15 protein-coding genes are annotated in these 20,918 nt (G+C 65.0%); all 15 read left to right on the forward strand.

The genetic code is table 11. The features are described 5' to 3' along the window. Positions 1-236 precede the first annotated feature (236 nt). The 15 genes from ACFMO5_RS04850 (at position 237) to ACFMO5_RS04920 (ending at position 20,809) form a co-directional block, all read left to right on the forward strand. Complete coding sequence (locus ACFMO5_RS04850; RefSeq protein ID WP_376791632.1) at positions 237-4,919, forward strand: GAF domain-containing protein; 4,683 nt, start codon at positions 237-239, stop codon at positions 4,917-4,919. Between the two features lie 256 nt (positions 4,920-5,175). Further along, positions 5,176-5,844: a hypothetical protein gene (locus tag ACFMO5_RS04855; protein ID WP_376791633.1), complete on the forward strand. Its 669-nt coding sequence runs from the start codon at positions 5,176-5,178 to the stop codon at positions 5,842-5,844. 162 nt (positions 5,845-6,006) lie between these two features. Then, positions 6,007-6,849 carry a glycosyltransferase gene (locus ACFMO5_RS04860; RefSeq protein ID WP_376791634.1) on the forward strand — a complete coding sequence of 281 codons (843 nt, stop codon included), beginning with the start codon at positions 6,007-6,009 and terminating at the stop codon, positions 6,847-6,849. 49 nt (positions 6,850-6,898) lie between these two features. Then, positions 6,899-8,512: an FAD-binding oxidoreductase gene (locus ACFMO5_RS04865; protein WP_376791635.1), complete on the forward strand. Its 1,614-nt coding sequence runs from the start codon at positions 6,899-6,901 to the stop codon at positions 8,510-8,512. A 187-nt stretch (positions 8,513-8,699) separates the two neighbouring features. Next, positions 8,700-9,806, forward strand: a complete 1,107-nt coding sequence (locus tag ACFMO5_RS04870; protein WP_376791636.1) for a LacI family DNA-binding transcriptional regulator — start codon at positions 8,700-8,702, stop codon at positions 9,804-9,806. Beyond that, positions 9,767-10,747 (forward strand): sugar ABC transporter substrate-binding protein, encoded by a 981-nt coding sequence (locus ACFMO5_RS04875; RefSeq protein WP_376791637.1) that lies wholly within the window; start codon positions 9,767-9,769, stop codon positions 10,745-10,747. The genes ACFMO5_RS04870 and ACFMO5_RS04875 overlap by 40 nt, the downstream gene beginning before the upstream one ends. A gap of 213 nt (positions 10,748-10,960) precedes the next feature. Next, positions 10,961-11,962, forward strand: coding sequence for an ABC transporter permease (locus ACFMO5_RS04880; protein WP_376791638.1), 1,002 nt, complete (start codon positions 10,961-10,963; stop codon positions 11,960-11,962). A gap of 25 nt (positions 11,963-11,987) precedes the next feature. Next, entirely contained in the window at positions 11,988-12,758 is a 771-nt protein-coding gene (locus ACFMO5_RS04885; protein WP_376791639.1) for an ATP-binding cassette domain-containing protein, read from the forward strand. Further along, positions 12,755-13,957 (forward strand): scyllo-inosose 3-dehydrogenase, encoded by a 1,203-nt coding sequence (gene iolM, locus ACFMO5_RS04890; protein WP_376791640.1) that lies wholly within the window; start codon positions 12,755-12,757, stop codon positions 13,955-13,957. The genes ACFMO5_RS04885 and iolM overlap by 4 nt, the downstream gene beginning before the upstream one ends. A 16-nt stretch (positions 13,958-13,973) precedes the next feature. Then, the gene (locus tag ACFMO5_RS04895) at positions 13,974-15,011 is read left to right on the forward strand and encodes an alcohol dehydrogenase catalytic domain-containing protein (RefSeq protein WP_376791641.1); all 1,038 of its coding nucleotides are present in this window, start codon (positions 13,974-13,976) and stop codon (positions 15,009-15,011) included. A 27-nt stretch (positions 15,012-15,038) separates the two neighbouring features. Continuing rightward, positions 15,039-16,013 carry a 3-dehydro-scyllo-inosose hydrolase gene (iolN, locus tag ACFMO5_RS04900; RefSeq protein WP_376791642.1) on the forward strand — a complete coding sequence of 325 codons (975 nt, stop codon included), beginning with the start codon at positions 15,039-15,041 and terminating at the stop codon, positions 16,011-16,013. A 351-nt stretch (positions 16,014-16,364) separates the two neighbouring features. Continuing rightward, positions 16,365-16,697, forward strand: coding sequence for a hypothetical protein (locus tag ACFMO5_RS04905; protein ID WP_376791643.1), 333 nt, complete (start codon positions 16,365-16,367; stop codon positions 16,695-16,697). A 144-nt stretch (positions 16,698-16,841) separates the two neighbouring features. Continuing rightward, positions 16,842-18,281 (forward strand): tagaturonate epimerase family protein, encoded by a 1,440-nt coding sequence (locus tag ACFMO5_RS04910; RefSeq protein WP_376791644.1) that lies wholly within the window; start codon positions 16,842-16,844, stop codon positions 18,279-18,281. Further along, complete coding sequence (locus tag ACFMO5_RS04915; protein ID WP_376791645.1) at positions 18,272-19,318, forward strand: D-isomer specific 2-hydroxyacid dehydrogenase family protein; 1,047 nt, start codon at positions 18,272-18,274, stop codon at positions 19,316-19,318. Before ACFMO5_RS04910 ends, ACFMO5_RS04915 begins: the two co-directional genes overlap by 10 nt. Beyond that, positions 19,319-20,809 (forward strand): gluconokinase, encoded by a 1,491-nt coding sequence (locus ACFMO5_RS04920; RefSeq protein ID WP_376791646.1) that lies wholly within the window; start codon positions 19,319-19,321, stop codon positions 20,807-20,809. Positions 20,810-20,918 lie beyond the last annotated feature (109 nt).

The raw sequence follows: 20,918 nt of genomic DNA on the forward strand, positions 1-20,918 counted from the left end.
CTTCCGATCTCCTTTGGCTCCCGGCTCGCCCCCAAAGTCCGGTTGAGTTTTGCGAACAGGGCTCACGGGTTCTCGATTCCCCTTGGTATCTGATGATAGGGAGAGCTTTTCACGCGCGCTTCGGCGGGTGGAGGCTCGTTCTTTGCCAGGTTTGACGGAATCCAAGGGTTGCTTTACTCTAACAATCGCCGATCGGAGTGCAGTGGCAGTAGGGGAGAGGGTAAGGGGGCAGCAGGATGGCGGTCCTGGGAGGGATCCTAGGGGTAGCAGGTTTGATCCTGGCTTATACCGGCTGGCGGCGGGTTCGCACGCCGGAAGCCCGGAGCTGGGCGTTGGGCTTGATCGCCATGGCCTGGTGGACGCTGAGCGAGAGCTTGGTCATCGCCTCGGCGGATCCGGCCTGGCGGATCCGGTGGCTCCGGGTTCAAGTTCTGGGGGTGGCTGGAATTGGCCCCTGGCTTTTGCTGGGAGCCCTGCAGTATTCCGGCATGGTTCCCGTCGTCCGCCTCCGTCACTGGGTCGCCATTTTTCTGATCCCAGCTCTCACGGTTCTCCTCGCGTTCACCAATGACCTCCATCATCTGGTCTGGTCCACGCTGGATGTCCGCCCCGATGGAACGCTGGCCATCGCCTATGGTCCGTGGTTCTGGATCCATACCTCGTTTGCCATCATGGCCTTCCTGATCGCCCTGGCGTTGATGGTGCCCATCTTTATCCGTGCGTATCGCACTTTATTGCTGGTCATCGCTGGGCTTTCCATGGTCACTGCCCTGACCTTCGCCAGTCTTCTCCTTCGCCTCGACGATCCTTCCTACACGCACCTGCCGATGGAGTGGCAGGCATCGACCGCTGCCATGCTCGGGTTGGCGACCGCGCTGCTGGGCCTGGTGTTCCAGATCTTCCCCTATTACTACCCTGTCCCCATCGCCAGCGGCTTGATCCTCCAAGGGATGCCGGATGGGATATTGGTCCTCGATCTCTGGGGGCGGATCGTCGATGTGAACCCTCAGATGGCCCGCTGGCTGGGCCGATCCATGCCCTCCTTGGTCGGGGCATCCGCGGAAGAGATATTGGCCCCGTGGCCTGAACTCCAGCATGCATTGCGCTTGTGGATGCGGGAAGGCCATGGGGGAACGGAGGAATTCCGCCATCCCGAGCAAGAGCGTTGGTTTCTGGTCTCCGCCCAGCCCATCCAGCGGAATGGGAAGCCCGTCGGGTGGCTGGTGCGGGCCAGCGAGATCACGGACTATAAACGACAATCCATGCGGCGCGCCCGGCAGCAGGAGGCCCTGCTTCGCCTGGCGACGGATCCCCAGATTCAGAACGGGGATCTAGAGACGGCGATGGCCCGCATCGCGTGGACGGCAGCGGAAACCCTCCAGGTCAGCCGGGTGAACATCTGGCGTTTGGATGAGCGGAACGATCGGCTGGAATGTCTCGTCCACGTCGAATGGCCGGCGGGCGTGTTCCAAAAAGGGGCGATCCTGCAAGCCGCCGACTACCCGGCTTACTTCGAGGCGCTGCGGAAGGGTCGCGCCGTGGATGCGGCGGATGCACGCCATGATCCCCGAACCCGGGAGCTACGGGAGAGTTATCTGGAACCTCTGGGGATCTTCTCTCTGCTGGACGCGCCGATCCGTCAGGGCGGGCGGGTGGTCGGGGTTATCTGTCATGAGCAGACTGGGGGGATCCGCTTCTGGACCCCGGATGAGATCGCCTTTGCAGCGGAAGTGGCGGACCTGATCGCTCTGGTGTGGTCTGGGGTGGAGCGGCGGGCGGCTGAGGCACGGGCTCAGCGCTACGCTCAACAGTTGCAACTGCTTCAGCAGATCTCCCGGGAGATCTTTCAAGCAACCGATTTGCCCCGATTATATGCGCTGGCTCTCGAGGGCATCCTGGAGGTCTTGGGAGCGGATCGGGCGGCCATCCTGCTACGGGATCCTGACGGCGTGGTCCGCTTTAAAGCATGGAGGAATCTCTCCCAGGAATACCGACAGGCGGTGGAGGGGCACTGGCCATGGGACCCCTCGGATCCGGACCCCCAGATTCTCTGGATTTCCAGTGTGGAGCAAGCCCTGGAGCTGGGCGAAGTTCACAAGGTGGTTCTCCGGGAGGGGATCCGCGCCCTAGCCTTCGTTCCGATCAAGAGCGCAGGCCAGGCGATGGGCAAATTGATGCTCTACTATGATCAGCCTCGAGCGCCCGATGAGGAAACCCTGCGTTTAGCGCAAACCCTTGCGGATGCCGTCGCGATCGCCCTGCAGCGGCGCTGGGAAACTTGGTTGTGGGAGGCGATCGCGGGAGCCCTGCAAGAGGTCCTGAACAGCCCTCCGGAGTTCCAGGCTCGCGCTCGAATCATCCTGCGAGCGGCGCGACGTCTTCTGGGGGCGGACCGGGCCGGTTTGTGGTTTTATGAACCTCTACGGGAGCAGGCCGCATGCGCAGGGGTGGAAGGGTTGTCTGAGGATTACGTCCGATGGATTCTGGAGAGCTACCGTCGCGTCCCTGGCGCTCGGGCGCTTGAGATCCCCAACGTGATCCATGTATCCGATGTGCAGACCGACCCTCGGGCCGAGGGGATCCGGGATCGCGTTCTTCAGGAAGGGTTCCGTTCTTATGCTGTGTTTCCCCTGTGGGCCTCATCCATGACCCCCAATCAATTCCCATTCCGGGGTGTACTGACGGTTTACTGGGATACGAAGCGGATGCTGAAGCCGGAGGAATTGCTGATCGGTCAAGCGTTCGCGAACGCGGCGGCGCAGGCCCTGGCGAACGCGTATCTGTTCGAAGCCACGCAACGCCGCGCCCGCTATGAGGCTGCCCTGAATCAGGTGATGACGGCGATCCTTCAGGCGAACGATCTGGAGGGGATCCTGCGCACCGGCCTGAACCAGGCGCTGCAGGTAATGGGCATGCGGATGGGGGAGATCTACCTGTGGGATGAGGGGCGAAATTGCTTGCGCCTTCGCGGAGCAGTCGGGATCCCAGAGGATCGCCTGCCGCAGCTGGCGGAATGCCGACAGGGAGAGGGCATCGTTGGATCCGCCTTCCTTGCGGATCGGATCACCGTTTACAACGATCTCCCCCGGGAGGCCCCTGAGGTCCTTCCTTCGCTTGAAGGAACCCGCGCCTGGGTGGGTGTCCCTCTTCGGGTCGCCTCCCATCCCATGGGCCTCATCAGCCTTCATGATCCAGAGCCCCGTCTGTTCGTGGAGGAAGAGCTCTCCCTGCTTCAGGCCCTGGCGGATCACCTGGCGCTCGCTGTGGAGCGCGCGGTTTTGATCGAACGCATGGCCGAGCAGATCCGCGAGGTCTCGCTTCTCTATGAGGCGAGCGCCAACTTGCTGGCCGCCCACGATGTCGGGACGGTCATGAAGCTCCTCGGCCGATTCCTCTGCGAGATCACCGGCGGTGTCTATGCGCGCTTCTATCAATACCATCCCGAGCTCGGGTCGTTGGAGCTCCTCTCGGAGTTCACGACTCTTGACACGGCTTCTCAGGAATCCCGGGCATGGATCGATCGGGTTCGTGGGACCGTGCTCTCCATTCAGAAAACTGCCCTTCTGGAGCGCAGGCCGTATACCATATGGATCCCTGAGTCGGATCGATCGGAGGGATCGACCCCATCGCTGCCCCTCGCCCCGGAGGACGAGGCCGCGTTGAAACAGCTGGGGGTGCGGCGTCTCATGGTCCTGCCCATGGCCATCGGAACGCGGGTGCTAGGGCTGGCGGAGGTCTGGGATCCACGGGGGGATCATGGGTTCTCACTGGATCAGATCGCCCTGAGCCAAACCATTACCAATCACGCGGCGGTGGCGCTGGAGAACGCCCGGCTGCTGGATATCCTGACGGCGGAGCGGAGCCGGCTGCGGACCCTGATCGATGCTGCCGTGGATGGGATCCTGCTGATCGAAACCAGCGGGCGTGTGATGGAGCTCAACCGGGCCGCCGTTCATCTCCTCGATCTGGCGGGGGACTCCGAGGCATGGGTGGGCCGATCGATTCTCGAGATTGTGTGTCAGCTACGAAGGCACCGGCCCTCCCTGACCCGTACCCTGGTTCGCCATCTCCAGGAACTGCGTCGGGATCCTTCGACGCCTCGAACGGTGGAGCTGGAAACCGAGACCCGCAGCCTGCAAATCCGGGTGCTTCCCATTTGGGGCGATGGCGCCGTGGCGGGTTGGCTGGCCATGATCTATGATCAGACGCTGGTCCGTAACCTGGAGCGGCTGCGGGAAGAGCTGCTCCACATGGTGGTCCACGACCTGCGGAACCCAGCGGCCTCGGTTCATACGGCGTTGGAGTTTCTGCTTAGCGAGGGGCTAGGCTCATTGCTGCCGGAGCAGCGGGAGGTGCTGACCATCGCCCGAGATAACATCGGGCGCATGCTGCGGATGGTGAACACGATCTTGGAATTGCGTCACTTGCAATCCGGGGAGGCGATCCTGCAACCGAAGGCGATCTCCCTCTCCGAGCTGGCAGCTGGCATCCTGCGGGAACTTTCCATATTGATTCGCGAGAAAGCCCTCGAGGTGCTGGTGGACATCCCCGAGGGGTTGCCGCCGGTTTGGGGCGATGAGCTCCTGCTCGTCCGGATCTTCCAGAACCTGCTGGACAACGCCATCAAGTTCACGCCCTCGGGCGGCGAGATCTGGATCCGGGCGGCCCTGGAGTGGGAGGACGGGACGCCGTGGGTGAAGGTGATGATCGCCGATTCCGGACCCGGTGTGCCGCTGGATCTGCGAGAGCGGATCTTCCAGCCGTTCGTGACCGGGATGGTGAAGGGGCGGGGCGTCGGCCTGGGCCTGGCGTTCTGCAAGCTAGCGGTGGAAGCCCATGGAGGCCGGATCTGGGTGGAGGATCGTCCGGGAGGCGGCGCGGCGTTTATGTTCACGCTTCCGGTTGCTTCTGAGGCGTAAGGGAAAGGGTCCCTATGGGCGCCCCAGGGCAGGCGCAAGGCCTGCCTCCACTTGCCAAGCCATCGGATCATTCACACCCCTTAGAGAGACTGCTCCGTTTTCTCTCCGAGTACGGGGTTGAGTAGGCAGTTCCCCTTGTGAGCCTCTCACTTAAAGGCTCACCGGCCAGGGACATGGTTGGCACGCCTGCGAATTGTTGGGTAAAATTTTTCCGGAATTTTCGGAAAATATGTGGATCCCTTGGGAGGCATCCGAGATGGGCGCGCTGACCCGTCGTCAACGGGAGTTCTTAGCAGCGTTCTTGCGGTTGTATCGGCGATGGCGCAAGCCGCTTCACTATGGGGTGGTGGCCCGGGCCATGCGCATCGGACAGGCCACGGCGTATGAGATGCTGGCCCTGCTCGAACGGGTCGGCCTGGTCGAACGGCGATACGAGGGCCCATCCGGCCCAGGCCGGCCCCGCGTCGTCTTCCGCCCAACCCGGCAGGCTCAATGCGTCCTCCGCGGGGTATGGGATGCTGAGGTCTGGCGAAATACCCGAACCCGGTTGCTGCGAGAGCTCCGGGGATGGTCCGCGCGGTTAGATTCTTCTCTCCTTCTCCAATGGCTGATCTCCGCTCCGATAGAGGAATCGGTATCCGAGGGGATGGCCCGGATGGCTGCTGGGGTGATGCTGGTGCTCCGGATGCTGGAGCGAGGGGGAGGGGAATCGTTGTTGAGGCTGCCGGGGCGGAGGTTGGATCTGGGCGCCATGGTTGGGCTCAGCGCCGCCCTGCTCGCCATGAGCCGTCCGGAGCCCCGTCAGATCCAGGCGCTGATGGCGCGGATCCGATGGTTCCAGGACCAATGGAACCGTCTGGACCCCATGGATCGACGCCGGTTGTCCCAGTTCGCGCATCAGGTTTTGCGGGAGATCGCCGTTTAGTGTTTCTTCCATCCCTTCGTTTCCGGGGGGAGAAAAAATCGTTTGGGTGCCAGTCCGAGGGCCGAAGGCCCACGAAAACCCCAACGTTAAAAATGGACAAGGCATGAGTGTTGCGAGCGAAGGTTTTGTCCAGGGCGCAGATCCTTGGGGAGGTGAGTGGTGATGATCAGCGTGATCATCCCCACGTTAAACGAGGCAGCCTATCTCCCGCGCTTGCTGGAGGCGCTGGCGGGTCAGACCCGGCGGCCGGATGAAGTGATCGTCGCGGATGCCGGCTCGACGGATGGGACGCCGGAGATCGCTCGGGCCTGGGGCGCGCAGGTGGTGCCCGGAGGGCGGCCGGCTGTTGGCCGGAACGCCGGGGCGCGGATCGCTCGGGGGACATGGCTGGTGTTCCTGGACGCGGATGTCGTCCCCCGGCCGGATTTCCTGGAAAAGGCGCTGGGCGAGATGGAAGCCCGGCGTTTGGATGTCGCCACCTGCCTGATGGAGCCCCTGAGCCTGCGGCCGGCGGACCGGGTGTTCCACGAGGTGGCCAACGGATACCTTCTGGCGTTGCAATGGGTCTCCCCCCGCGCCCCCGGCTTCTGCATCCTGATCCGCCGGGAGCTCCATGAGGCCATTGGGGGATTCGATGAAACGCTCTTGCTGGCGGAAGACCATGATTACGTGCGACGGGCGTCTCATCACGGCCGGTTCGGGGTGCTCACCACGGTTCGCATCCCGGTCTCCACCCGTCGAGTGGAGGAGGAGGGGGTCTTCCCGTTGTTGTTGAAATACCTGTGGGCGGAGGCGCACGTATGGGCCGGACGGCCGATCCGGTCGCTTCCCTTCGTCTACGCCTTCGGGAATCACCGGCCGTTGTCGCCCTCGGATCGCCATGCCGGGGAAGGAGTATGGAAACGGACAGCCAGGTGGCCGACCCCTATCCCCCGATCGCTCTGGCGGGCCATACGGGGTCCCAAGGGCGTCGCTCAAAAGCGGAGGCCGTGGGCGGAGGGATGAGACGCTCGGCCCGCTATCGATGGATTCATCCTCCCGCAGGAGCAGCGGCATGCCGGATCGGCTTCGCAAATGGAATGGATGGGGTTATGAAGGGGAGGGGATCCCAGCGGAGCGGATCGCCCGTTGGTTAAAAGAGATCGGGCCCTGGCTGCGGATCTCCCCGGAGGATCATCGTCCGCCTGTCCCCCTGGAGTCCCTTTCGATCCCTCCCCCTCGCCTTTCCCTCGAGATCCCAGGCTTTAAAGGTTCCCTCTTGACCACGCCCTATGAGCGGGCGCTGCATGCGGCCGGGCGCAGTTTCGGGGATCTGGTGCGGTTGCGGACGGGGCGAGATCTCCGGTTCCCGGATGTCGTCGCTTATCCAGAGGATGAAGATGATCTCCTTCGCCTTCTCGAGGTCGCCGAACGCCGTTCCATCGCCCTGATCCCTTACGGGGGTGGGACCTCGGTGGTTGGCGGGGTGGAGCCTGAGGTTCCCCCGGGGTTCCATGGAGCGATCGCGGTCGATCTCACCCGGATGAACCGAATCCGATTCATCGATCCGATCGGCCTTCGGGTTCGTGTGCAGACGGGGATCCGGGGGCCGGACCTTGAGGAAGCGTTGCGGGGGGAGGGCCTCGCGTTCCGGCTTTACCCCCAATCCTTCCAGATGTCTACGTTGGGAGGGTGGATTGCTGCCCGGGCGGCTGGGCATTTCTCCACCGCGTGGGGGAGGATCGAGCATCGCGTGGAAAGCCTGCGTCTCATCACCCCTCGCGGGGTCTTGGAAACCCGGGAAGTGCCCGCATCGGCTTCGGGGCCGGATTTGCGCGCGTGGATGATCGGAAGCGAAGGGGCCTTTGGGTTCCTCACCGAGGCGGTGGTGCGGGCGGTGCGGCCGCCGATCGCCAAGCAGGTGGGTGGATTTCGCTTCCCGGCGTTCTCCGCGGGTCTGGAGGCGATGCGGAGGATCCTGCAGGCCGGCCTGGCCCCGGCCGTTCTCCGTTTGCTCGATGAGTACGAAGTGGCGATCAACGCAGCCCTCGCCGGGCGCCCGTTGGAGCCAGGCGCGCTGCTCCATCTCAGTATGGAGATCGAGGATCCGGAGGAGTCCCATCGGGTGGAAGCCGAATGGCGTTCCGCTTTGCGCTGGATCGAACGGACCGGGGGCGTTCCAGCCATCGAGGCGGTGGAGACCTGGAAACAAGCTTATTTCGAGCAGCCCTACTGGCGGGACGTCCTGATCGACTTCGGCCTGCTCCTCGATACTGTGGAGACCGCTGTGCCGTGGCCTCGCGTGGAGGAAACCGTGCGCGCCGTCCGGGAACGGCTGATGGAAGCGATCGACCGATGGTCAACGGCGGGGGGCGTGATGTGTCGGGTCACTCACGGCTATCCGGATGGTTGCGCCCTGTATTTCACCTTCTTTGCCCATCCGCCCCGGGAAGCCCTCTGGGAGGCCTGGCGGGATCTCCAGCGGACAGCGCTTCAGACGTTTCTGGACTGTGGAGGAACAGTGACCCATCACCACGGGACAGGGCGGGATTTTCGATCGTTTCTGATCGCGGAGCATGGACCTCTCGCCATGGATGTCCTTCGGAGCGTAAAGCGCACGATGGACCCGATGGGGATGATGAACCCCGGCGTCCTGGTTCCGGTGGAACGAACAGGGGCTTCGGGGTGACGGCTTCGCCGCCTCCTCAATCTTCTCTGCCCCGCTTGAAGGAGGAGGGATCCGCGTGGGCGATGGAGAGATCAGGCGTCGCCCCCAATAGCGTAACCCCCAAGCTGGGAAGTCCTTCGCCCCTTGACAAGTTTCAGTCGCCTGGATATTATTGGGGTAAATTGCACACGTGTGCAACAGAACTCCGATGAGCCGGCGCGCCTCCAGGCGGGTTTCGATTAAGGATATCGCTCGCAAAGCGGGGGTCTCCCACTCCACGGTCTCCCGGGCCTTGCGGGGAAGCCCCTTGGTGAACCCACAGACGGCCGAGCGGATCCGTCGGCTGGCGGCGCGGATGGGTTATGTGCCCAACGCGGCGGCCCGGAGCCTGGTCACCGCCCGCACGGGCATCATCGGCCTGGTCATCACCACCTTGGCCGATCCTTTCCTGGCGGAGATCGTCCGTGGTGTGGAGGAGGTCGCCCTGGAGGCGGGTTACCGTCTGTTCCTCGCCACCTCGAACGCGGACCCCGAGCGGGAGCTCGCGGCGGTGCGGGCGCTGGCGGAGAGCCGGGTGGAAGGCGTGATCGTGGCATCCTCGCGGGTCGGTGAGCTTTACCTTCCTCACTTGAAAGCCCTTGGCGTCCCCATTGTGCTGATCAACCATCAACGGGAGGCGCCGTTGATCTACTCGGTGGCCTCGGACAGTTATCAGGGGGCAGTCCTGGCCGTGTCCTATCTGTTACGTCTGGGCCACACCCGCATCGCCTACATCGCGGGCCCGCCGATGGCTCGCTCGAATCAGAAACGGCTGGCGGGTTACCTTGAGACCTTGCAGGCAGCGGGGATCACGCCGGATCCGGCCTGGATCGTTGAAGGAAACGGGCGGCCGGAGGCAGGGGAATGGGGGATCCAACGTCTGCTGGAGGCGCCACTCCGGCCAACGGCGGTGTTCTGTTACAACGACATGACGGCGATCGGGGCGCTGCGGGCCGCCCGGGCGGTCGGCCTGCGGGTCCCCGAGGACCTCTCGATCATCGGCTTCGATGACATCTTCTTCGCGGCCTACACGGAACCTCCTTTAACGACGGTCGCCCAGCCCAAGTATGAGATGGGGCGGACGGCCATGAGCATGCTGCTCCATCTGCTGCAGGGGGAACGAACCGTCCCATACCTCCAGTTGCCCTGCCGCTTGGTGGAGCGCGCCTCATGCGGCCCGCCCCCGGAAGGCGATGTTCCCACAATGTCTCCTCTCTCAGCTGAAAGGAGGTTGCCATGTCCCGCGCCATCCGTCGATGGTTCCCCATCTTCCTGATCCTGGGTCTTCTGCTGGGGGCCTGCGCACCGGCCACGCCGGCGCCCGCCCCACCCAAGAAGGAGTTCACTTTCTACATCGTTTCCCACGGCGGCCCCGCCGACCCCTTCTGGGGTGTTGTGATGAGGGGGATGAACGACGCTGCGAAGGTGTATCCGGTGGAGGCCAAATATTTCGGCCCCGAGAAGTTCTCCATCCAAGAGCTGGTGAACCTCCTCAACAGCGCCATCGCCGCCAAGCCGGATGGCCTGGCGGTGACCATCACCGACCCCAAGGCCCTCGATGAGCCGCTGCGCCGGGCGATCCAGCAAGGGATCCCAGTGGTGGCCATCAACGTGGCCGATCCCCGGCCGGAGGGGGAGCGCATCCCGTATATGTTCTACATCGGCATGGATGAGTATCTCGGCGGGCTCCGCGCCGCCCAGCGGATGCTGGCGGTGCGCACCCCGAAGCGGGCGGTGTGTGCCATCCACGAAGTGGGCCACGTCGGCTTGGAGGCCCGCTGCCAGGGCTTCCTGGATGGGATGAAGGAGAAGAACGTGCCGGTGGAGAAGCTGGACATCGGCACGGATCCCACCAAGGCGGTGGAGACCCTCAAGGCTTACTTCACCCGCAACCCCGACACGGACGCCCTGCTCACCCTCGGCCCACTGGGCACGGACCCCGCAGTGAAGTTCCTGAAAGAGAACAACCTGGTGGGCAAGGTGCTCCACGGGACGTTCGACCTGCACCCGGGGACGCTGTCGGCCATCAAGGAGGGGGTGACGCTGTTCGCCATCGATCAGCAGCAGTACCTGCAGGGCTATATGGCGATCACTTGGCTCTATCTTTACAAGAAATACGGCCTGCGGCCAGCCAACGATGTGCTGACGGGGCCGGGCTTTGTGGATAAAGACAACGTCGGCCTGGTGGAGGAGCTGATCAAGCAAGGCATCCGGTAGCATTGAGGAAGCGAATGGGGATTCAGGGGCGGCAGCTTTGCCGCCCCTGAACCTTCTCCTAAAAACGGGCGCCGAAGTGCCACGCGCCTCTCCCCGCAGCCTTTTGGGCCACCGTGGGAGAGGAAGATGATTTGGGGGTAGGGAGACGGCCTCCTTACCCCTCAGGAAAGAGGGGTTTTTGAGACAAGCTCTATCCGCAAGAAGGCTTCCGCGATGGATCCGCAAACCATGGAAGCGCGAGCGCAGACGCCGGCCCGTCGAGCGCGGGCGATCTCGCTGGCGGAGCTACGGCGATACCCCGAGGTGGGGGCGCTGGCGGGGTTCCTGGCCGTTTTCCTCGCCTTCGCCATCGTCGCCCCCTACTTTCTGACCTTGGATTCCCTGGCCGGGATCATGACGATCGCCGCCGAGCTGGGGCTGGTGGCGATCGGTGTCACGTTGCTGATGATCGCTGGGGAGTTCGATCTCTCCGTGGGCTCGGTCCTGGGGGTCTCGGCGATGGCCTTCGCCTTGATGGCCCAGGCGGGGATCCCCCACTTCGTCGCTTTCCTGGCCGCGCTGGGGTTGGCGGCGGCGATCGGGGCGCTGAACGGTTGGGTGGTGACCCGCGGCCGCCTGCCGTCGTTCATCGTCACCCTGGGTTCTATGATGTTCTGGCGAGGGGTGCTCCTGGCGGTGACCGGGGGTTTCCCCATCGCATATGAAGAGAAATCCCTTCTGATGTTCGCCCTCTCCGGGCGGCTGCCCGGGGGCTTCCACGCTTCCGCCATCTGGTTCTTGGTTATCGCATTGATCGCCACGGTGGTCCTCACCCGCACGCCCTTCGGCAACGCTGTCTTTGCGGCGGGGGGCAACCCCCAGGCGGCCCGGGCGTTGGGGGTGGAGGTGGCCCGGGTGAAGCGGATCGGCTTCATCCTCACGGCCGTCTTGGCCGCCCTCGCGGGGATCATCCAGTTCAGCCGGTTCGGCTCGGTGGATCCCCTACGAGGGGAGGGGATTGAACTGGAGGCCATCGCGGCGACGGTGACCGGTGGGACCTTGCTCACGGGCGGCTACGGCAGCGTGGTGGGCACGGTCCTCGGCGCCCTCATCGTGGGGATGGTCCGCAACGGGCTGGTGCTGGCCGGCGCGCCCGCTTACTGGTATCGGGCCTTCATCGGGCTGGTCCTGGTCGGGGCGGTGATCATCAACCTGCGGATCCGTCGATTCGGATGAGCATCCACCGATCTGGAGCATGGCGATGAGCGAGGGGCGTTGGCTGGTGGAGATGCGGGGGATTGTGAAACGGTTCGACGGGGTGGAGGCCCTGGCCGGGGTGGATTTCGCCGTGGGCTATCAGGAGGTGGTTGGCCTTTTGGGGGATAACGGGGCCGGCAAGTCCACCCTGATCAAGATCCTGACCGGCGTTTACCCGCCGGATGCGGGGGAGATCTACTTCGAGGGGCGGCCGGTCCGCTTCCGCTCCCCCCGGGAGGCCCGGGCCCTGGGCATCGAGACCGTTTACCAGGATCTGGCGCTGGTGGAGATGATGAGCATCGCCCGGAACTTCTTCCTGGGGCGCGAGCCGGTGTGGCGTCTTGGGCCTTTCTCTTTTCTCGATATGAAAGAGATGGAACGGGTTACCCGTCATGTGCTGGAGGAGATCGGCATCCGGGTCCGCTCGGTATGGGAGCCGGTGTCCGTCCTCTCGGGAGGCGAACGGCAATCCATCGCCATCGGCCGTGCCATGCACTTCGGCGCTCGCCTGCTGATCCTCGATGAGCCTACCTCTGCCCTCTCCATCAAAGAAACCCGCAAAGTGTTGGGATATGTGGAGGAGGTCCGCCGGCGGGGCCTCTCGGTGATCTTCATCACCCACAATATCTATCACGTTCACCCGGTGGCCGACCGACTGGTCATCCTGAGCCACGGCCGTAAGATCGGGGATTTCCGCAAGGCCGACATCTCCCCGGAGACGGTCGCCGAGCTGATCGCGGGCGGTATCACCCTTTCGGAGGAGGGAAAGCGATGAAGGCGGTGGTGGTGGAAGCGAATTGGGATCCGCGCCCGGATTACCTACTCTCGGATTGGGAGCGGCAGACCCGGAAAGCGATCACCGGATCGAGCGTCTGGCGGCACCCCCGCTTCTCGATCCAGGAGGTTCCAGATCCAACCCCCGGCCCGGACGAGGTGGTGATCCGGGTGAAGGCATGCGGGGTCTGCGGCTCGGACCTGCACTTCTACGAAACGGATGGGGAGGGTTACATCCTGTATCCGGGGCTGGTGAAATTCCCGGTGATCCCAGGCCACGAGTTCTCGGGGGAAGTGGTGGCGGTGGGGAAGGAGGTGCGCGATCTGCGTCCGGGGGACATGGTGACCTCGGAGGAGATGTTGTGGTGCGGGGTTTGCGCGCCGTGCCGCAGCGGCTTTTTCAACCACTGCACCCACCTGGAGGAGCTGGGCTTCACGGTGCCTGGGGCGATGGCGGAGTATGTGGCGGTCAAAGCGAAGTACTGTTGGAAGATCGACGCCATCGCGGAGCGCTACGGGGATGCGGATAAGGCGTATGAGGCGGGCTCTTTAGTGGAGCCGACCAGCGTGGCCTACAACGGGCTCTTCATCCGCGCGGGCGGGTTCCGTCCTGGGGCCTATGTGGTGGTCTTCGGGGCCGGCCCCATCGGCCTGGCCGCCATCGCGCTCTCCCGAGCGGCGGGGGCGGGGAGGGTCATCGCCTTCGATGTAAGCGAGCCCCGGCGTGCGATGGCCCGGCGGATGGGGGCGGATATCGCCCTCGATCCCCGGGAGGTTTCTCCCAGCGAGGCCGTCCGCGAGCTCACCCGCGGGGAGGGGGCCGATGTGTTTGTGGAGGCTGCGGGGGCCCCCACGAAGACGCTGCCGGAGATGGAGAAAGCGCTGGCGATCAACGGCCGGATCGTGGTGATCGGTCGGGCGGCCGAACGGGTGCCGCTCTATCTGGAGACCCTGCAGGTCCGCCGGGGGCAGATCTTCGGCTCCCAAGGCCACTCCGGGGATGCCATCTTCCCCAGCGTGATCCGGATGATGGCGGCCGGCCTGATCGACATGACCCGCATCATCACCGCCCGCTATCCGCTGGATCAGGCCGTGGCGGCGGTGGAGCGGCTGAGCCAGCGGGTGGACGCGAAGATCACCATCAAGCCGGAGCTGCGGGAGGCGCCGAAGGCGGAGCCGGCGGCCGCCGCGACGGCCTGAGCGGGAGGAGGTAAGGATGGCGGAACGAATGCCGGCGGTGGTGTTCCAGGGGGAGGGGCGCTGGGCGGTGGAGGAGCGGCCGGTGCCGCGCCTTCGGAATCCCGACGATGTGCTCCTGCAGGTGGAGGCGTGTGGGATCTGCGGCACCGACCTGCACATCCTGGAGGTTCCCCCGGGCCACCCGGCGACCCCCGGGGTCATCCTGGGGCATGAGGTGATCGGCCGCGTGGTGGAGGTCGGGCCGGCGGTGACCCACCTGCGCCCGGGGGATCGGGTGGCGATCGCCCCGAACCTCTATTGTGGCGTTTGCGCCTTCTGCCAGCGTGGGCTCTACAACCACTGCGAGCGGTTCACCACGTTAGGGATCTTCCTCGATGGGGGATTGGCGCCTTACGAGATCGCCCCGGCCCGAGCCCTGTTCCCGATCTCCCCGGAGATGCCCCTGGAGCGGGCGATCTTCACCGAGGTGCTCTCGACCGTCGTAGGGGGAACGCTCCAGGCGCGGCTGCACCCGGGCGAGCACGCGGTGGTGCTGGGGTGCGGGCCGGTGGGGTTGCTGTTCCTTCAGATCTTCCGCGCCAGCGGAGCGGGGACGCTCGTCGCGGCGGACATCGCGCCCTTCCGGCTGTCGTTCGCCCAGCGGGCCGGCGCGGATCTGGTGGTGAACCCCCGGGAGGAGGACCTGGAGGCGGTGGTCCGGAAGGCCACGGGGATCGGGGCGGATGTGGTGGTGGACGCGGTGGGGTCGCTGCTGGCGACCGCGTTGCGGCTGGCCCGCCCGGGGGGGACGGTGGTCCTCTTCGGCATGAACGCCCAGGCGCGGGCGGAGATCGCTCAGTACGAGATCACCCGCCGGGAGCTGCGGGTGGTGGGCAGCTACGTGGGCCGCCATACCTTCCCCTTGGCCATTCAAATGCTGGAACGTGGCGTGATCCAGCCCGAGGTATTCGTCACCCACCGCTTGCCCCTTGACCGGTTCGGAGAGGGGTTGGAGCATCTGCGCCGAGGGGAGGCGGTGAAGGTGATGATGGTGCTGAAGGACGTTCTTGAGTAAAGGAAATCATTCATTGAGGAGGCTGCGATGGGCAAGTGGCAGATCCCGCCGGAAGGTGGTCACATGGATCGGCCGACAGGGATCTATTTTCAGAACATGACCGGCAAACAGGTCATGGAGCGCCTCAAGCAGAACGACCTGATCATCATCCCGGTGGGGGCCACCGAGGCCCATGGCCCGCACGCGCCCTACGGGGAGGACGTCTTCCTGGTCACCCGCATGGCCGAGCAGGTGGCCCTGCGGACGGGGTGCACGGTGAGCCAGCCCCTCTGGTTTGGATCCCATCCCTATCACCACATGGGAATGCCGGGCACGATTATCGTGCCGGAGGACACTTTCATCGAGATGCTCACGGCGATCATCGCCGGGTTCTGGAACGCGGGCTTCCGCAAGCAGATCATCCTCAACGGCCACGGGCAGGAATATGTCATCCCCATCGCCATCCACCGTTTCGCCAAGACCTATAAGGTGCCGGCGGTCATCGTCAACGTCAACTGGTATCACGCCATCCCCGATCACTTCAGGCTCAAGTCTGAGGGCGGGCCCTACGAGACCCATTTCATCCACGCCGATGAGGTGGAGACCAGCTGGAGCCTGGCCCTGTTCCCGGAGTTCATCCGGATGGAGGATGCGGTAGACACGGAGCCGTACAGTTTTCTGCCCACCGATAGCGAGCACATCGACAAGGCAGGGAACCTGTTGCGCAAGCCCATCGCCTGGTACGCCCAGGTGGGCCTGCGGCCGATCGAGGTGAAGGCTTATCAGCCCGGTGTGGTGGGGAAGGCGACCCTGGCCAGCGCGGAGAAGGCGAAGCCGGGTGTGGAGCAGCTGTTGGACTATCTGGAGAAGCTGGTGCGGGATATCCTGGAGGCCTTCCCGCCGGGCAAGCTGCCGCCGCTGGAGGGGGTGACCGAGCGGGAACGGGAGATGCTGGAGCCTTATCTCAAGATGCCCTTCGAGCCCGGGTGGCGGAGCCTGTACGAACTGCACTATCCCATGTGAAGCGGGTTTAACAAGCTCTCCTTGTTCCTCGTGTTCGCGCCACGTTATCTGTTGCCGATTTACGCCGGTGGAGTGAAAGGCGGAGGCTCTATCCGATATCTCCGATTCCGATCCGGAGTTGGGGGTGAGGCTTCCCTTGTGGAGAAAACACGCGCGGAAGCCCCTCGCTGCGAACGAAGAGGCGAGCCGGGAAAGCTATGAGCGTCTACGACGAATTGCCTTCCCTTTGACACTGTGTAGGATGTCTCGGGAGGAGGTTCGTAAGCGGGTCATGAAAGCCGTCCAATCGCTCCACACCGAGGATCTGCCGGATCGGCGTCCGGGCCAGCGCTCCGGAGGGCAGCGGCGGCAGTGGCTTTGTGTCGGGCTCTGGTGAAAGAACCGGATTTGCTGCTCTTGGACGAGCCCCTCTCCGACCTGGATCTGGAGCTCCGCCTCATGGCCCGGGTGGGAATTAAGCGCCTTCAGAAGGAACTGGGCATCACCACGATTTTCGTCATCCATGACCGGGTGGAAGCGATGGCCATGGCCGATCGTATCGCTATCCTCAACTACGGCCGCCCCCAGCCATTCGATACCCCTGGCGCCCTTTACCGATATCCAGCCGATCTTTTTGTGGTCGAGTTGATTGGCAGTCCGCTGCCTCCAGTGGAATTCCGCAGTTGGTTTTATCGTCGGGTTTAGGGGCGGGCCGGAGGCTTTTAGCCCCTGGCTTGCCCTAAAATGTTCTCCCCCCTCCCCACAGCCCAAAGGGCCGTGGGGGGGGAGAAAGGAGGAAGGGGCCATCCGCACCTGAAATCCCGACAAGAGGCGAGGGGGGTAATCCCTATGTTCCTCTCGATGGAAGCGTTAACAGAGGAGTTATCCCCTTATGGGTTCAAGCCGATCGAAGGCTCCTTGCGGAGGATCCCAGGGGGTGGGGCGATTTTCGTGGCCCGAAGGCGGGACGAGCGGGCGGTCGGATGGATCGGGGACCCCGCTCCATTGACGAGCTTGCCTGTCGTGGGGCCGCTGACAGTGGATGGGCATCCGGTGCGCCTGTATCCCTGGGACTGGACCAATTATCAGGCGCTGCGGGGGATTCTCCCGTTGGCCCCGCGCCGCTGCGACCAGCTGGCCTCCTTCGGCGCGGGGGATCGCCTGGGGATGGCGACGGCCGCCCAGATCGCTGCCCTGCGACGCTACCCGGTCTTCCCGATCCTGGCCCAGCAGTCCCCCCGGGAGCTGGCCCGCACCCGCCGGGATTTCCGGGATGTCCTGCTCGCGGCCGCCTGGGGGGTCCTGGAGGCCGGTTATACCGGCGCGTTCGGGGCCGACGCGGATCATCTCCAAGATGAAGGCCAGCTGCGCGCGGCGGCCGAGGCTGGGTATTCCCTCTATACGTTCGATCTGCGCCGGGCGCTGGCCCGGGGCCCCCGACCACCGGAGGCGCTGTCTCCTATCGCGCGGTCGGTGATCGCGGAGCTCGCCGGCCGTCACATCTCCTATCCGGGAGGTGTCTACGAGCTGGAGGAAGGGCGCTTGGTGGCGGCCGCCTGCCTGTACGAGGAGGCGCTGGGGGAGGTGATCCGCGGCGCGGAGATCTTGCGGGCGATGGGCGTGGAGGCCGATCTCGAGGTCTCCGTGGACGAAACGGATGAGGAGACTTCCCCCGAGGCGCACGGCTTCGTGGTCCGCTACCTTCAGCGCCACGGGATCACCCTCTGGAGCCTGGCGCCCCGGTTCCCCGGGATTTTGGAGAAGGCCGTCGACTATGAGGGGGATTCGGAGCGCCTCGCGCGGGCCATCGCGATCCATCACGCGCTGGCCCGGTCCCTCGGAGAGCATCGGCTAAGCCTGCACTCGGGGAGCGAGAAGTTCCGGATCTTCCGGACCCTCAGGGCGCTCACCGAAGGTCGCTTTCATATCAAAACCTCCGGGACCACCTGGCTGCAGGCGGTGCGGGTGGTCGCGCGTCGTCGGCCGGATCTGTTCGCTGCACTCTACGCGCTGGCCCGCGCCGCTCTGGAGGAGAGCCGACGCGATTACCCCATCGCTCTGCGCCGGGAGGATCTGCCGCCCGAGCTCCCGGTCGATCCGGAGGCGGCCCTGGCCCATCGGGCGATCCGCCAGCTCTTCCATATCTCCTATGGGGTGCTGCTGGATCGCTACGGGCCAGCCATTCGGGAGGTTCTGATCGAACATGAGGCGGAACACGCGGCGGCGGTCGCAGGGAATCTGGAACATCACCTGGAGCTCTTATTCGGAGATGCTGCAGTATGCCGATAACGTCGACGCGCCTGCGTATTGCGATTGTGAACTCCAGTAGCTTCGGCCGCTATTTCCCAGAGCACATCGATCGGCTGGCCGCGCTGGGCGAGGTGCGGCGGTTCATGTTCCCTCCGGACATCGAAGGCCGCGCCCTGGCGGAGGCGTTGCAGGGCTTCCCGATTCTCATCGTCAGCGTGAGCCCGCGCTTCGGCCCTGAGTTCTTCGCCTGGAAGGATGAGACTTGGTTGATCGCCCGCCACGGCATCGGGGTGGACAACATCCATCTGCCCTCGGCGACCGCCCACGGGGTCCTGGTCACCCGGGTGACCCCGTGGATGGAGCGGGACGCGGTGGCGGAAATGACCGTGGCGCTGCTGCTGACGCTCCTCCGGCGCATCCCGGAGGCCGCGACGGCGGTGCGGGAAGGGCGCTGGGCGGAGCGGGCGGCCTTCGTGGGGTGGGAGCTTCGAGGCAAGACGGTGGGCCTGATCGGGTTCGGCAACATCGGGAGCCGGGTCGGGGAGATCCTCGCCTGCGGGTTCCACGCCCGGGTCCTGGCCTTCGACCCGGGCGTGTCGCCGGAGGCCGTGCGGGAGGCGGGGGCGGAGCCGGTGGACCTGGAGACTTTGCTCCGCGAGGCCGACGTCATCTCCCTCCACGCTGCCCTCACCGAGGAGAACTTCCATATGCTCTCCCACGAGGAGTTCGCGAAGATGAAGCCCGGCGTGCTTCTGGTGAACACCGCCCGGGGGGAGCTCATCGACGAGGCCGCGCTCCTCGCCGCGCTGGCCTCCGGTCGCGTGGCCGGGGCCGCCCTGGATGTGGTGGAGGGAGAGCCCATCGGCCCGGATCATCCCCTCTTACGTTTCCCTAATGTGCTGGTTGTACCCCACATTGCGGCTTACACCCACGAAACGCTTCGCCGGATGGGCGAGAAGGTGATCGCTGACGTGGAGCGGGTGTTGCGGGGCGAGATCCCCGATGAGGTGGTGAACCCGGAGGTTCTTCCGCACGCCCAGGCATTCCAGGGGCGATCAGGGAGTTCAGGGGGTTGAATGCAAATCCTGGCGGTGGATGTCGGCACGACGTATCTGAAGGCGGGCCGGCTGGGGTTGGATGGGCAGCTCCTCCGCGTGGCCACCCGAGAGCTGCCGCTCATCCGAGACGAATCCGGTCGGGCGGAGCACGATCCAGAGGTCCTACGGGATCGGTTCGTGGATGCGGTACGAGAGGTGGTGGGCGAGGAGCCGGCCGCGGTCCGCTGGCTGGTTCTCTCCGCCTATCAGCTCAGCCTGCTGCCGGTGGACGGGGCGGGGCGGCCTTTGATGGGGTTGATGACGCTCCTGGACACACGGCCGCAGGAGACCTTCCCCGGGCTGCTGGCCCGGATGGATGCGGAGGCGATTTACCGACGCACCGGTTGCCCGCCGCTGTTCCAGTATCCGCTGGCCAAGTTAGAATGGCTTCGGGTTCGCTGGCCGGAGCTCTTCCGGGAAGCCCGCTGGTTCCTGGGAGCGAAGGACTACCTTCTCCTCTGGCTTCTGGGGAAACCCTGCACCGAGCCTTCGCTGGCCACGGCCACCCAGATGATGGATGTTCGGGCGCTCCGCTGGGATCCGGAGATCCTTGGGCTGGTGGGGCTGACGGAGGACCGGTTGCCGGAAGTAGTCCCACCGGAAACATGTCTAGGCCGGTTACGACCGGAGGCGGCCGCGGCCTTGGGCCTCCGGCCCGAGGTGGAGGTGATCGCAGGGGTGTATGATGGAGGGGCGGTGGGGATCGGGCTGGGGGCGACGGCGCCAGGGATCGGGGCCGTGAACCTAGGGACTACGGCGATGGTCCGCTTGATCGCTGACTATCCGGTGTTGGATTCCCCTTCGAGGATGCGCCTGCAGACGTATTATCTGGCCGGGAAGCGCTGGTTCCCGGGCGGCGCGATCAACAATGCAGGGGGCGTCCTGCGCTGGTTGCGGGACGTCCTGCTGGGGCTGGGATATCCGGAGCAGGACGCCTTGGCGGAGGCGGGGGGGCGCCCCACCGATCTGCTTTTCCTGCCGTTCCTCACTGGCGAACGCTACCCGGGGATCAGCCATCTGGCGTCGGGGGTGATCTTCGGCCTGCAGGCCCACCACGGGCGAGGACATCTGGTCCGGGCGGCGATGGAGGGGGCGGCTTTCGCGTTGCGGCTGATCCTGGAGGCGATGCGGGAGAACGGCCTTTCCCCTGTGCGCCTTCGCGTGGGGGGCGGAGGCGCTCGCTCCGCCCTCTGGATGCGGATCCTGGCCTCGATCCTCCGGATGCCCTTGGAGGTCCCGGAGTGCCCGGAGCCGGCGCTGATCGGGAGCGCGGCCCTGGCCCGGGTCGCTCTCGGCGCTGCCCCGGATCTATCGGCGGCAGTCCCGGAGGCACCCTTGCGGGTCTACGAACCGTTGGCGGATTGGGTTCCACTCTACGAGCGACAGTTCGAGCGCTTTCAGGCGCTGTTGATGGATCTGGAGGCAGCGTTCCGCCGCCACCGGGAGTCCGCGCAGGTTGCGAGGGGCTGATCGCTTCGCTCTCCTTGTCCATTGGGGGTTTCGGGGGGCTGGGCGGGGGGCCTTCAGCCCCCGAAAGATTGTTCCCCCATCCCCGCGGCCCAAAGGGCCGCGCTTTGGG

The sequence above is a fragment of the Thermoflexus sp. genome, from assembly GCF_042408365.1.
Lineage (GTDB): Bacteria > Chloroflexota > Anaerolineae > Thermoflexales > Thermoflexaceae > Thermoflexus.